The sequence below is a fragment of the Luteolibacter sp. genome (assembly GCF_058122085.1).
Genome location: NZ_JBIKBQ010000006.1, coordinates 16,492 through 29,587 on the forward strand (window position 1 = coordinate 16,492; position 13,096 = coordinate 29,587).

The following is a 13,096-nucleotide window of genomic DNA, read 5'->3' on the forward strand; positions in this document are numbered from 1 at the left end:
TCCATCATGTCCGAAACACTCACACTCCTGTCCAAGGTTCTTCCGCAGCTTGCCATCATCGCCGTCCTTTGCGGCTTCATCGGCTGGTCGCTGCGTGGCCGTCCTGCGAAAACGGCTCCCGCCAAACCCTCGCCCGCCGCCGACAAAGGCCAGCAAGACCGCGCGAAAAACCTCGAAGCCGCCCTTGAGAAATCCAAGGCCGCCCACAAGGCCCTGAAAGCCGAGCTGGAAAACCTCCAGTCCGCCTCCGTCACCAAAGCCACCTTCGACCACACCTACGCCGAGCTCGCCGCCGCGCGCAGTGCCGTCGACACCGAGACCAAGCGCATTTCCACCCTGGAGGCCGACCTCAAGAAAGCCCAGGACACCGTCAAACAGCTCAACGCCCGTCTCAACGACGGCGAAAAGGCCCAGAAAGAACGCAGCTTCGCCCTCGAAAACGAGCTCTCGAAAACCCGCGAGCAACTCGCCGTTCTCCAGAACCGCCCCGACGACAGCGCCGAGCTTCACGCCGAGATCGAGCGACTCCGCGAATCCGTCGCCGTTTCCAGCCGCTTCGCCGGTGAAGTGAGAAAGCGCGAGGCCGCCGCCATCGAGGCGCTTGAAAAAGCCGAGGCCAAGCTCGCCGATCTCAGCGATCCATCCCGCCCGGCCGCCGTTTCCAAGAAAATCGGCCCCGTCGTCGAGTCCGATCGCATCGCCGCCGCCAAAGCCGAAGTCATCCGCCTCGTCGAGATGAACAAGCAAAAGGAAGCCGCCACCATAGTTTTCGCAGAGGAAGAACCCACTGTCGTCGTAGAAGAAACCATCGTCATCGTGGAAGAGATTCCTGCTGCTGTGGAAGAAGCTCCTGTGGTCTTGGAAGAAACTCTTGTCGTTATGGAAGAAACTCTCGTCATCGACGAGGAAGTTCCAGCAGCCTCGAAAACGCCATCTGCCGAGCTTTCCCCGCTCGACTGATCAGCGCCCGCTGCGGCGTATGGCAGACGGGAGAAACGGAACCATCGGCATTGGTCTTGCTGGATGGGCAGCCGCTGTGAAAGCTGCCGCCGATTTGACGGCGATTCGAAATTCCCAGTTGGACGGATGGCGGGCCTTCGCGGTGCTGGGGGTGATGTGGTTGCACTGGGTGCCGGCGGTTTGGCGCGGGCACTTTCCCTTCGAGATCGGGCTGTTCTTTTTCCTGACGCTGACCGGTTTCCTGATCACCCGGATCCTGCTGCGCGAGCGAACGGCTTGCGAGGAAGGCGGCGGGAAATGGCATTTCAAGGCTTACGTGCATTTCCAAAAGCGGCGGATGATGCGGATCCTGGTGCCGTGCTACGCGGCAATGCTTTTCGCGATCATCGTGGGCGCTCCGGACATCCGGCAGCATTGGCTGGCCTACTTCGGGCATTGGTCGAATTTCCACATGGCGTTCATGGAGGGCTGGCCATCGGGGACGGCGCACTACTGGACGCTGGCGATCCAGGTGCAGTTCTATCTGGTGTGGCCGCTGGTGGTTTTCCTCACGCCTCGGAAGCTGCTAGCGGGGGTGTTTCTCGGCTGCGTGGCGCTCGCGCCCGTTTTGCGGATGATCCTGGCGTGGCGGTTTCCGGAAATCCATCACAGCGAGATGATCACTTTCACGGCGATGGATTATTTCGGCGTGGGCGCCTTGCTCGCTCTCGCGATCGACCGTGGGATGAAGGCGGGCGACGGAAGGCTGAATCTAGCAGCGATGGCCGCGTTCGCCGGATACATCGTGCTCTACGTTTTCAATGAGATGGGCCGGCAGGTCGCAGGCTTTTGCCACATCCAGCAGACGCTGGTCTCGGTGGCGTTCGCGGGCCTGATCTCGGCGACCTTGGCGGGCTTCGGCGGATTCCGGGAAAAAATCCTGAATCATCCGGCGGTGCAGCATGTCGGGCGCTTGAGCTTCGGGCTGTATCTCTTTCACACGCCGGTGCCGCTGTTGTTGGGCTTCGTGCTGCCGTGGCTGTGGTTTCCGTTCTTCACCGGATTTTGGCAAATCCTCCGCTTGGGAGTCTTCGGCCTGACATCCTGGGGGCTGGCTTGGCTGTGCTGGCGCTATCTCGAAACGAGGCCGGCGCACGGCCGAAAATGTGTCCCGGCTGTCTCAGCCGAACGAGGAGCCTCAGAATCCGGCTGAGACAGTCGGAACACATTCCCCATCCAGCCAAAGCCGAGATCCGTACAGCACGCCCCGAGGTTGATGCAGGATGAGCCAAGGTGCATCGCGGTTGATGCCCAGGTTCAATCCAGTCCATCCCAAGGTTCGTATCAGACGATGCCCAGCTTCGTGCCGACCGCCCCGAGGTCCGCAAGAGCCGATGCCAAGGCCTGTCCAGATCGTGCCAAGGTTCATGCGGGATGCCTCCAAGGTTCGTGAGGGATGCCGTCAAGGTCCGTCCAAGACGCCTCCAAGGTTTGTATGAGATGACGCCAAGGTTTGTACAGTACGCCCCAAGGTCCGTACGAGAGCGTGCCGAGGTTCGTCCAACACCGGCCGGCGGGCGCTAGTTTTTGATTGCCAGAGATGATTGCCCATTTCAACACTCCCTACGTGCCAGCCGTGAAAAAACCTTTGAAAACCGAGAAAACGACAGCATCCAAGCGCGTCGTGGAAGTGGATTTTTCGGGCGCGCCCAAGGAGTTCCTGTTTTTCAACTGCCACCAGGTCCAAAAATCCGGGGAATTCATCACGCTTATTCTCGGATTCGCGGATCCAGGCGCCCCAATCAAGACCGTTTTTCGAGGTGTGATCTGGAATCTTGATTTGGCATCCCAGGTTCCGGATCTGCAAAAATACATCGAAAAAATTGGAGCCCCAAATCCCGACGAGCCCAAAGGCACCTTGAGTTCCTCCAATTTCTCCACAGCACCAATCCCGTTCAACCAGATCGGATGCGCTTCACGGGGCGGCTGGGGTGAAATCTCGATCCGCCAGTTTTCTCACAAAGCGGCGATTGATTTGAAGCATCCGACTGCGGAGTCGAACACCGTGACGGGTGTGACTCACGGCGTTTATGTTTCAGACACCGATACCCACAAGCGTTTGATTTACGACCTGATCATCCACTCGGGACAACCATGAAAACGGTCTCATCCATCCGCAGCAAAGCCTTCAAAGTGGCGGCTACCGGCGCAACCCTTGTCGCCGCGCAAGGCTCGCTCATGCACGAGACCGGGAGCCACACTTTTGCCGAAGTTGAGTCCAAGGCCGTGGTTTCATCGCCGGCAAAGCTCTCCACCGCTCCGATAGAAGCAACCGCTCAGGCGAATGAAATCGTTTTCGACACCGATGCCGAGTGGGATGGTTCCGCCAAAGAGCGATTCAACGACCTTTCGCGGAAATTCGCGCTGGGGCGCTTGACCCCGGCTCAAACCACCGAATACGAGAACCTCAAAATCCTCCGCCGCAGGGAAAATCCTTCGAGATCCTTCGAGCAAATCAAGGCGGATATCGAGTTCCACCAAGCGGTCCGTGCCGCCATTGCCGGCCTCCAGCAGTTGATCGACCATGGCACCCGCACCTTCCGAGCCGAGACTTGAGCGCGGGAAACCGGTCAGCGCCCAATATCCGAAGACCAAATACCGGCAGGCGCTGCCCTCGCTCCTCATGGAGACCGGCGACCGCTGCGGTTATTCGCTCCAGCACGTTCTCGATCTGGGCCGCAAGTCGATGGAGGTGGATCATTTCAATCCGAAACTCAGGCATCCGTTCCGCAATCGCCATGGAAATCTGATTGCTGCCAGTCGTCATTGCAATGGTGCGAAGTCCGACACCTGGCCCTCTGCCGAGGACCGCAAGGCGGGGCTCTATCTCATCAATCCCTATGAGGAAGCGGACTACGGCAAGCACATTATCGAAGACCGTGCCACCGGCATTCTGAGTGGCAAGACCATCGCCGGTAAGTGGCATATCGAGATTCTCGACCTGAATGCCGCGCACCTCGTCACCAAGCGACTGGACCGCACCCAGCTCGGAAACGCCTTTCTCGCGGCCGCCATGGCATCGGGGACGGATTCCACGAACGAGCTCCTCCGCGCGGTGTTCGCCAAACTGCAGGAAGCGCAATCCAGCATGCTCCCGATCATGATTCCGGAGCTGCCCGCAGCCTGAGTTTACTTCCCGCAGGTCATCCTCCCAGAATCCACCCCGCGATATCAGGCACGGCATGTCACTCGAAATCGCACCACCCAAACTTAACCGATAGACACACTCGACCTCAGAAAAAACTTGTTGAATCATGGAATCGCAGTCCATCGTCACGGCATAGCCCTTCTGGATCTCACTGCCGGAGATCCTACGAATAACCACTGCTGGCCAGAGAATGAATATGCTCGATTTCTTCAAGCCGCTCTTTGAATTCCTGAAACTCACGCCACGCTATCTCATGGCAATTGGACTTGTCGCTGGTATGGTTCTTTTCGGCAGCAATCAGTTCAGAGAGACGCTTGGACTTACCAAATTTTCACAGGATTACCGCTCTGTTCTCGGGATTGCCTTCTTGTCGTCTATCGTGCTTTTGGTGGTCGCTATCGCAGGCAGCGGATGGAATTGGATTCAACGTGAATGGATGAAGAGGAAAGCGTTTCAGCGCCTCACGAAGCGCCTGAACGCTCTCACTGAAGACGAGAAGCAGATTCTCCGGCATTACGTGAAGTTCAATACGAGAAGCAATTGCCTCCGCATCGACGATGGTGTCGTTCAGGGACTTGTGAACAACCGAATTATTTTTCGATCCACTACTGTTGGCAGTATGGTTGACGGCTTTCCTCACAACATCAGTGAGGCGACGTGGGACTACCTCCACGCATGTCCTGAGGTCATCAAGGGGGAGAGTGAGAGAACCCGAACCGACAAAATCGAATGGTGATTCCAAAAGAGGCGAACAAGGCGTGGGTGAGCATGCTGGTCCGCATCGCAAGAACCGTCCCGACTAGCAAGAACTGATTGTGGTTGGTGATCGAGCGCATCATTTCAGCACAGAAAAAAGAGCTGGAGATGGAGATCGCCGGATTGAAAGATGAGGCGCGGGCGGTGGGTTTGAGCCTGCCGGCCTCGACAACAAAAACGCCCTAATCTGCCGTGAAAAGCTTGGCGGAAACGCCGTTTGTCTGGGATCTTGATTACCAGCCCGGAAGATTTCACTTCACAGCCGCGCCACCAACTCGCTAGATTCGCTTTATGATGACGTTGAATCCCTTCCCTCGCGGCCTGCTTTCCGTGCTCGCCGTCTTGTTTTGCCTCTGTGGCTTGCCTGCTCATAGCCAAGAGAAACCATCCGACGCTCAGATTGCGGATTGGCGTAAGGGGGCCGAGCAGGGAGATGCACTTGCTCAATGCAGACTCGGTTTTTGTTATGGGAACGGCGCAGGCGTGAAGAAGAACGCAGTCGAGGCAGTCAAATGGTTTCGCAAGGGCGCTGATCAGGGAGATGCCGCTGCCCAACACAACCTCGGGGTTCACTATTGCGAAGGCACAGGCGTGAAGAAGAACGCTGCCGAGGCGGTGAAGTGGTATCGCAAGGCTGCCGACCAAGGATTTACCCCTGCCCAATACAACCTCGGGTGTTGCTATGAGATAGGCAACGGCGTTGTGAAGGACGAGGTCGAGGCAGTCAAATGGATTCGCAAGGCTGCCGAACAAGGACTTGCGGTAGCTCAATGCAACCTTGGGACTTGCTATTACAACGGCTCAGGTGTGGATCAGGACGCAGCCGAGGCGGTGAAGTGGTATCGCAAGGCTGCTGATCAAGGAGATGCGGTAGCTCAATGCAACCTTGGGGCTTGTTATTGGAACGGCGATGGAGTGATAAAAAATGAGCTGGAGGGTTATAAATGGATACTCCTCGCAGCGGCTCAAGGGGATGAGACAGCAAAGAAAACCGTGTTAATTCAAGAGGTCCGCTTATCCACAGCTCAGCGTGCCGAAGGCCAGCGTCTGGCCCAGGAATGGGAAGCGAGGCTCGCAAATCGGGGAGCCAACCAAGAAATCGAACCTCGCCCCGCAACTGCTCCAGCGGGCAATAGTCCTAAGATCACAGGCACCGGATTCTTGATCACGCGCAACGGCTATCTGGTGACCAATCACCACGTTGTGAAGAACAGCACCAAAGTGCGCGTCCAGACCGCCGCAGGCTTATTGGATGCGGTGGTGGTCCGCGTGGATGCCGCCTCGGACCTTGCGCTGCTCAAAGTGAACGGGACTTTCGATGCGCTGCCCGTCGTGAGCAGCCGCACCGCCCGCTTGGGGGCGACGGTGGCGACCGTGGGATTTCCCAACACCGGCCTTCAGGGCTTCGAACCGAAACTTTCGAAAGGCGACATTTCGAGCCTCGCCGGGATTCAGGACGATGTGAGATATTTCCAGATCAGCGTGCCCGTCCAACCGGGGAACTCGGGCGGAGCCTTGGTCGATGAGCGCGGCAATGTTGTCGGCGTCGTCACCTCCCAGCTGAGTCAGGAAGCCGCGCTGGCAAGCACCGGCACACTGGCGCAAAACGTGAACTACGCGGTGAAGAGCAGCTATCTGCTCGGCTTTCTCGAAGCCGTCCCCGAAGCCAGCGCTGGAATGCCCGATGCGAAGACCCACGAACAGAAGTTCGAGTCTATGGTAGACGACGTGAAGAAGGCGACGGTGCTTATTCTTGGGTATTGAAGCGAGGTGGTGGCATGAAACAAAACACGAATGAGCCGCACCGACGGCCGCCGCGTCGGCCAGGTCCACTTCCGCAAGCTGGTGCCAGCGGTGGAAGAAGAGTTCGAGGAAGCTTGAGAAAGTGTCCCGGCTGTCTCAGCCGAACGAGGAGCCTCAGAATCCGGCTGAGACAGTCGGAACACATTCACCCGATGAGCCCCATCTTCGGGTAGTTCGCGCCGAGGATGGGTTTCAGGTTCGGGGCCTTGAGCCAGTCGCCGAGCAGGGTGCCGTAAACGCTGCGGAAATCGACGGTGTGCTTGATGTCGCCTTCCGATAGGTCGGTGAGGCTGGGGTGGCTGCCGTGGAGGCCGCCCTTGATGCCGGGGCCGGCGAGGAAGAGGCAGGAGGCCTTGCCGTGGTCGGTGCCGGCGCTGGCGTTCTCGGAGACGCGGCGGCCGAACTCGGAGAAGGTCATGAGCACGACGCGCTTGTCATTTCCCTGCTGTTTGAGATCGGCGAAGAAGGATTTCAAACCGCTGTCGAGCTGGCCTAGCAGGCGGTCGTGGGAATTGACCTGCTGGTTGTGGGTGTCGAAGCCGCCGTGGCTGACGTAGTAAACGCGGGTCGGCATGCCGCCGGCGATCATGCGGGCGACGAGGTTGAGATTCCGCGCCAGCGGGGTGCCGTCGTAGCGGACGGAGGTTTTGTGTTTGGCGGCGAGTTCGAGGATGGTCTTCGAGCTGACGCGGGCGTCGAGGGCGACGCGTTCGAGGAAGGCGAGATTTCCCTCGCCGGTGATGCCGCCCACCTTGCCGCCCGCGGCCATGGCGATGGAGCCGCCGTCGGTGGGCTCGTCATCCTCATGATCCGATGCGGTGTTAGGCTTGTTGAGGTCGGCGAAGAATAGTTCCGCCTGGTCCTTGTCGCCGCCGCTGTGGATCCAGCGGTAGAGCTCGGGCGAGTTCAGGCAGACGCCGGGGTTTTTCAAGGCTCCGAAGCTCTCGGGCTGGGTTTTGTTGAAGCTGATGCCGACGGTGGGATCGGCACCAGGGCAGGCGTTGTCGAAATAGCGGCCGAGCCAGCCGGTGTTGGAGTGGTTGGTGGTGTCGGCGGTTTCCCAGATGGAGGTGGAGACGAAGTGCGAGCGGTTCGGATTCGGATAGCCGACGCCTTGGACGATGCCGAGGTCGCCTTCCTTGAACAGCGAGCCGAGGAAGGGCATCGCGGCGTTCAGGCCGACGTGGTCGCTGAGCTTGATGATTTCCTTTTCCTTCTTGGCGAGGCGCGGGCGGGCCTTGTGATAGGCGTCATCCGCGAAGGGGACGAGCGTGTTGAGCCCGTCATTGCCGCCGGCGAGCTGGAGGACGATGAGGATGGTGTCGTCCTTGCCGGTGACGGGCTGGACGGCAAGGTCGCGGGCGCCTTCGTGGAGCTGGCCGAAGGTGCGCTCGACGAACATCGGGACGGTCCAGGTGGCGGAGGCGCCGAGGACGGTGGAGCGGAGGAAATCGCGGCGGGTTTTCATGGATTCAAGTGAGTTGATAGTATGGGGTGCTGAGCATCAGGTGGCAGAGCTCGGCGGTTTCCTTGTCGGTGAAAATCGCGCCTTTCTTGGTGACCGCGTATTCGATGAACGATTTGCGGGCTTTGTCGGGAAGCGGGCACTGGAAGAAGCGGAAGATGAGCGAATCGACGAGATCGGCGGGGTTTTCCCGCAGCGGGCGCGGGGCGATTTTCCCGTAGTCGGGACCGTCCCAGCCGCGGCCCATGCGCTTTGGGCCGGGTGCCATGCCGGGAGTTTTCACCCTCTCGGCCGTCATCGAATTGTCGGCCTCGCCCGCGCCTTTGGTGAGAAATCCGGCGAGGTTGTAGCGGGTGAGCAGGGTGTTGGTGTTGATCCACGCCTGTCCCCAGTCCCAGCCGGCGACGTTGGGCGGCATGAACAGCACCTGGCCTAACTGCTGCTGCGCGGTGACGGGGAACCCGATCGGCGGGTCGGTGATTTCGAGCTGCTTGAGCAGCTCGACGAGGTATTGGACCGGGGATTTGATCTGTGAGCGGATGGCGGCCTCGGAGTAGAACTCCTTGGACAGGAAAATTTCACGGAGCAGGGGACCACTCTGGAAATCCGCCTTCTGGAAACTCTCGGCGAGGGCGTCGAGCGCGGGCTCCGACGGGTTCTCATAGACGAAGAATTCCCAGAGTTTTTTCGTCATGAAGCGGGCGGCCTGCTTTTTCGCGAAGATGAGGTCGATGACGTCCTTGCCGGTGAACGGGCCGGTCTTGCCGAAGATGGTTTTATCCGCCGGGTCCCATTGGCGCTTGTCGTGGCTGACTTTCCCCTCGCCTTGATTCAGATAGTAGCCGGTGAACGCGCGGGCGGCTTCGCGGATGTCCTGCTCGGTGTAGTTGCCCTCGCCGAGGGTGAAGAGCTCCATCACCTCGCGGGCGAAGTTCTCGTTAGGCATGTTCTTCTTCGAGCTCTGGGTGTCGAGATAGAGCACCATCGCCGGGTCCATCAGGATCGCGTGGGTCAGGTCCTTGAAACTTCCGAAAGCGCTCCGCCGGAACAACTCGTTCTGGCGCATCATGAAAACCGGTTGCTTCACCTTCTGGATAGAGGTGGCGAAGTGGTCGTGCCAGAAGAGCGTCATTTTCTCACGCAGCGGGGCCTGCGTTTTGAGCATCCGGCGGAACCACCAGGCCTGGCCTTCGAGGGCTTGCTGGCGGCTTTCCTGCTGGAATTTCTTGATGGCCTCGCGCTTGGCGTTTGCGACCTCTTCGGGAGAGAGGCCCTCCATCGCCTTTCGGTTGCCGCGGAATAGCTGGCGACGTTCGCGCATGGCGGCGAGCGCCTGATCGCCGACACTCCACGCCGGAAGCGGGAACGCATCCAGCGGCTCGGCGGGCGAGACCAGGGAATTCACCGCCTTCTCCCGCCCGAGCGCGTGGAAGGATTTGATTTCCGCCGGGGTGCCGCCGAAACCCGCTCGGTTCAGGAGGTGGGCGGCCTCGAAGATGGTCCAGGTTTCTTCCGCTCTTGGTAGCATGGAGGGGAAACCCTGCCGCAAACCGGAAGTTGCGCGCGGAAAAACCATGGCTGTTTCACAAGAATCGGAAAGCGATTTACTTCGATTCCATCACAGCCTACCCGCCAAGCCATCCTCAAAAGCCTTCACGAGGCCATTGATCCACTCCTTGTTCTTCTCGCTGTCATCTTCTTTCGACCAGCGAATAAACGTCTGCTGAAGCCACACCAGCAGACTCTTCGTGACATACGCAAGCGGAAACACCCAGCCGTCGAATTCGATGAAATACTTCGTCACCACCGCTTGCTTCGGGATCGGGAGAATCGGTAAATCGTCGGCGGAAACGATCCACACCCCATCCGGACTCCGCCCACATGGCGGTGCGGTGTGTCTGTCGAAATGCCTGCGGTCAAATGGGGGTTCAAATTTCATGATTGTAGCAGCGTGTCTGTGACCGTCATGAATTTCAGGATTGTAGCGGCGCGTCTATGACCGCCGCACTTTGCCTCTCAGTCCCGGAAATGCCTTGGCTGTGCGCGATGTTCTCCATTTCAGCTTCTCAGCTTTTCAGCGTTTCAGCGTTTCAGCGTTTCAGCGTTTCAGCGTTTCAGCGTTTCAGCTTGTATGTCGAGGTGCCGTCTTCCGAGTTCGATCTCCCGCACGATGATCAGCATCCAGAGGTAGAATCCGAAATACAAGAGTCGCTGAGCCAGGCCAACGAGGTTGGGCTGCCATATCCGAATGAGCAGGCCCGTCATGATCCAGAGCAACACCACCCATTGCGCCCGCGACCAGTATTTGCGATCAGGTCCGTGTCGCTCCCACAGAAACATGGCTCCTATCATGGAGAGTAGAATCTGGAGTTGCGCCAAATAGATTCCCTGACGGTGAAGCCAGTAGGCCCGCAGACTGGCGTCATACTTCGGAACCTCCATGCGGTTGGATTCTGCCACCGCCTTGAAATCGAGAGCTGCGTTACTCTTCGGTTTCGTGCCGTTCGCCGCCGGGTGGCGATTTGCCTCCTCCTGGATGCTTGTGAACTCTGCCAGCGATGGCTTCAGCGGAAACCATGCCGTCTGCAGCATCATCGCCATCCCGATCGCCGCCGCCACCGAGGTGAACCAAGCGAGAAATCCCGGCCCCCGCTTCGCCGCATGCCAAGAGATGAAGCCCAGCACAAACGCGAAGCCCACCATGCACGCCACCATCGCCCAGCCCGCCGGACTGCGAGTGGTATAGGTGCTGATGAGGTCATACAGCGGATCAAATTTCCAGCGCCTCACGAAATTCGAGGTCTCCCCCGTTGCTGCGATATGCGCCGCCGCGAACAGCACGGGGATGAGCATCAAGACCCACTTGCAGATGAGAGACAGCAGGCCATCCAATTGCCTGCCAAGCACGTCGATTCGTTGGCGGAAGACGGCGTAGGGATTGGAGGCCGGAAGGGCGGGGTTGGCGGTGGTGTGGTTCATGATGGTTTCGAGAAGGAAATCAGACTGCCACGATCCGTCGCGGCCGGGTATCGCCGAGATCCCATGTCACATGACTGCGCGGTCATGAACCGGCGAATGGACACCATTCCCGAGTGATGTAGGATTTACAACATGAAGCGCACCCAGATCCAACTCCCGGACGAGCTTTACCAGCGGGCCAAGGCCTTCGCCGCGCAACGGGAGCTTTCCCTCGCTGAGGTCACCCGCCGTGGCTTGGAGTTGTTTCTCGACCGCTTCCCAAGCAACGAGCCGGCACGTGGCACTTGGACGCTTCCCCGCGTCGATGCCGGCGGCATCAAGGTGCCCTTGGAAACCCTTCGCCGCCTCACCGAACGATGATCTCGCGGACTGCTCGAATTGCTCGGTTTGGGGGTTGGCAGCCCCCCGTCAATGACGGATATTCCGCCGCGTGAGATTCGTCTTCTAGGAAACTTCCTTCTTTATCCGACAGGTCGCTTGGTTGAAATCCATCATCGAAACCGAATACCCATGAAAGACGAACTCTTCCAACAACTCGCCGCCAGTCTCAAGGAGGGCGGTGCGATCCTGCGTGGCAAAAAGAAGGCCGCTCGAACGACCACTCTCGAATCGCCCGATGCACGGGGGATTCGCGAGAAACTCGGTCTCAGCCAGACCCAGTTCGCCGCGCTCATCGGCATCAGCCCGCGCACGCTGCAGAATTGGGAGCAAGGCCACCGCCATCCCGAAGGAACCGCCCGCGCCCTGCTCCGAGTCGCGGAGATCCACCCGCAAGCCGTGTTGGAAGCCCTGCATCGCTGAATTTCTTCCCTAAAGGCCATTGAATCCAACATGAAAACACACGCTCCCATTCATCCTGGCGAGGTTCTTCGCGAGGATTTCCTGCTTCCCTTGGCCTCTCGGAATACCGCATCGCCAAGGACATTGGCGTCCCGCCCCGGCGCATCAACGAGATCGTGAAAGGCAAGCGCTCCCTCACCGTGGACACCGCCCTGCGCCTCGAACGCTACTTCGGCTGGCCCGCCGATGTGTGGCTCAATCTCCAGTCTCACCACGACCAGCAAACCGCCAAGGACTCCCTGAAATCCGCCCTTGCTGAAATCCAGCCATGCCCTGCGTTGTGAAAAAATTAGCGACCGCCATTGACGACCATGAAACGAAACACCGACCCGCTACCTCTACCCAATTTCTTCGCAGAAAAATTCCGTTGATCATCCTGACCAACTTGGCTAACTTTCCACTGTCATGCAAGTCACCATCCATGAGGCAAAAACGCAGCTTTCGAGGTTGATTGCGGCGGCAGAGCGCGGCGAGGAAGTCATCATCGCCCGTCGCGACAAGCCGGTGGTCCGGCTGAGCATCGTCGAGGAATACACCGGCAAGACCCGGATCGGTGGACTGAAAGGCAGCAAATTCAAAATGGGCGCGAACTTTGACGCCCCCGCACTCAACGCGGAAATCGCCAAAACCTTCAACGCCCCGTGACCGCCACCACCGTGACAGGCTGGTTGCTCGACACCCACGCGCTGCTGTGGATGCTCCATGGCGACACGCGCCTTTCAAAACCGGCGGCCCAAGCCATCGATGGAAAACTCCCACTCTATCACTCGTCAGCGAGCTTTTGGGAAATCGCCATCAAACTTTCCGGCAAGGGATTCGACTTCGAAATCACCGACGACTGGAACCAGCTTTACCCGGACGAGCTGAAGCGCATCGGCGTGCCACTCCTATCGCCAAACATCGACGATTGCCGCCTTCTCCAGGAACTCCCCAAACATCACGGCGATCCCTTCGACCGCATGCTGGTCTGCCAAGCCAAGCGCCTTGGATTAGGAATCATCTCCGTGGATAAAATCATCGACTCCTATCAAGTCAGGAGGGTCTGGTGATACCGCTGGATCTCTGCCCCCCTCTTTCCATCCAACATTCAACATTCAAAATTCATA

The 13,096-nt window shown here is 58.8% G+C and carries 15 protein-coding genes and 1 pseudogene; 12 read left to right on the plus strand and 4 right to left on the minus strand.

Annotated elements, in window-relative coordinates:
- Nucleotides 1-6 precede the first annotated feature (6 nt).
- The 7 genes from AC4DF4_RS01765 (at nucleotide 7) to AC4DF4_RS01795 (ending at nucleotide 6,667) form a co-directional block, all read left to right on the plus strand.
- A complete protein-coding gene (locus AC4DF4_RS01765; protein ID WP_490046393.1) occupies nucleotides 7-960 on the plus strand; it encodes a hypothetical protein in 954 nt (317 codons plus the stop codon).
- Nucleotides 961-1,078: 118 nt separating this feature from the next.
- Entirely contained in the window at nucleotides 1,079-2,152 is a 1,074-nt protein-coding gene (locus tag AC4DF4_RS01770; RefSeq protein WP_490046394.1) for an acyltransferase family protein, read from the plus strand.
- Nucleotides 2,153-2,539: 387 nt separating this feature from the next.
- Nucleotides 2,540-3,097: a hypothetical protein gene (locus AC4DF4_RS01775; protein WP_490046395.1), complete on the plus strand. Its 558-nt coding sequence runs from the start codon at nucleotides 2,540-2,542 to the stop codon at nucleotides 3,095-3,097.
- On the plus strand, nucleotides 3,094-3,555 hold the full coding sequence (locus AC4DF4_RS01780) for a hypothetical protein (protein ID WP_490046396.1): 462 nt from the start codon (nucleotides 3,094-3,096) through the stop codon (nucleotides 3,553-3,555). The genes AC4DF4_RS01775 and AC4DF4_RS01780 overlap by 4 nt, the downstream gene beginning before the upstream one ends.
- Entirely contained in the window at nucleotides 3,524-4,126 is a 603-nt protein-coding gene (locus AC4DF4_RS01785) for a hypothetical protein (RefSeq protein WP_490046397.1), read from the plus strand. Before AC4DF4_RS01780 ends, AC4DF4_RS01785 begins: the two co-directional genes overlap by 32 nt.
- Before the next feature lie 217 nt (nucleotides 4,127-4,343).
- Nucleotides 4,344-4,883, plus strand: coding sequence for a superinfection exclusion B family protein (locus AC4DF4_RS01790; protein ID WP_490046398.1), 540 nt, complete (start codon nucleotides 4,344-4,346; stop codon nucleotides 4,881-4,883).
- Nucleotides 4,884-5,194: 311 nt separating this feature from the next.
- Nucleotides 5,195-6,667, plus strand: a complete 1,473-nt coding sequence (locus AC4DF4_RS01795) for a trypsin-like peptidase domain-containing protein (RefSeq protein WP_490046399.1) — start codon at nucleotides 5,195-5,197, stop codon at nucleotides 6,665-6,667.
- 184 nt (nucleotides 6,668-6,851) lie between these two features.
- On the opposite strand, the gene AC4DF4_RS01800 is transcribed toward AC4DF4_RS01795, so the two are convergent.
- From AC4DF4_RS01800 to AC4DF4_RS01815, 4 genes are all read right to left on the minus strand, one after another.
- Entirely contained in the window at nucleotides 6,852-8,174 is a 1,323-nt protein-coding gene (locus tag AC4DF4_RS01800) for a DUF1501 domain-containing protein (protein ID WP_490046400.1), read from the minus strand.
- A 4-nt stretch (nucleotides 8,175-8,178) separates the two neighbouring features.
- On the minus strand, nucleotides 8,179-9,699 hold the full coding sequence (locus tag AC4DF4_RS01805; protein ID WP_490046401.1) for a DUF1800 domain-containing protein: 1,521 nt from the start codon (nucleotides 9,697-9,699) through the stop codon (nucleotides 8,179-8,181).
- A gap of 90 nt (nucleotides 9,700-9,789) precedes the next feature.
- On the minus strand, nucleotides 9,790-10,110 hold the full coding sequence (locus AC4DF4_RS01810; protein ID WP_490046402.1) for a hypothetical protein: 321 nt from the start codon (nucleotides 10,108-10,110) through the stop codon (nucleotides 9,790-9,792).
- A 167-nt stretch (nucleotides 10,111-10,277) separates the two neighbouring features.
- Complete coding sequence (locus AC4DF4_RS01815) at nucleotides 10,278-11,150, minus strand: hypothetical protein (protein ID WP_490046403.1); 873 nt, start codon at nucleotides 11,148-11,150, stop codon at nucleotides 10,278-10,280.
- A gap of 132 nt (nucleotides 11,151-11,282) precedes the next feature.
- Here AC4DF4_RS01815 and AC4DF4_RS01820 point away from each other — a divergent pair, with 132 nt between their 5' ends.
- The 5 genes and pseudogenes from AC4DF4_RS01820 to AC4DF4_RS01840 all read left to right on the plus strand — a co-directional run bounded on the left by AC4DF4_RS01820 (nucleotide 11,283) and on the right by AC4DF4_RS01840 (nucleotide 13,039).
- Entirely contained in the window at nucleotides 11,283-11,510 is a 228-nt protein-coding gene (locus tag AC4DF4_RS01820) for an antitoxin (protein WP_490046404.1), read from the plus strand.
- Nucleotides 11,511-11,660: 150 nt separating this feature from the next.
- The gene (gene nadS, locus AC4DF4_RS01825) at nucleotides 11,661-11,951 is read left to right on the plus strand and encodes a NadS family protein (RefSeq protein ID WP_490046405.1); all 291 of its coding nucleotides are present in this window, start codon (nucleotides 11,661-11,663) and stop codon (nucleotides 11,949-11,951) included.
- A gap of 30 nt (nucleotides 11,952-11,981) precedes the next feature.
- Nucleotides 11,982-12,274 (plus strand): annotated as a pseudogene (locus AC4DF4_RS01830) (HigA family addiction module antitoxin).
- A 121-nt stretch (nucleotides 12,275-12,395) separates the two neighbouring features.
- Complete coding sequence (locus tag AC4DF4_RS01835) at nucleotides 12,396-12,635, plus strand: type II toxin-antitoxin system Phd/YefM family antitoxin (RefSeq protein WP_490046406.1); 240 nt, start codon at nucleotides 12,396-12,398, stop codon at nucleotides 12,633-12,635.
- Nucleotides 12,632-13,039: a type II toxin-antitoxin system VapC family toxin gene (locus AC4DF4_RS01840; protein ID WP_490046407.1), complete on the plus strand. Its 408-nt coding sequence runs from the start codon at nucleotides 12,632-12,634 to the stop codon at nucleotides 13,037-13,039. Before AC4DF4_RS01835 ends, AC4DF4_RS01840 begins: the two co-directional genes overlap by 4 nt.
- The last annotated feature ends 57 nt before the right edge of the window (nucleotides 13,040-13,096 follow it).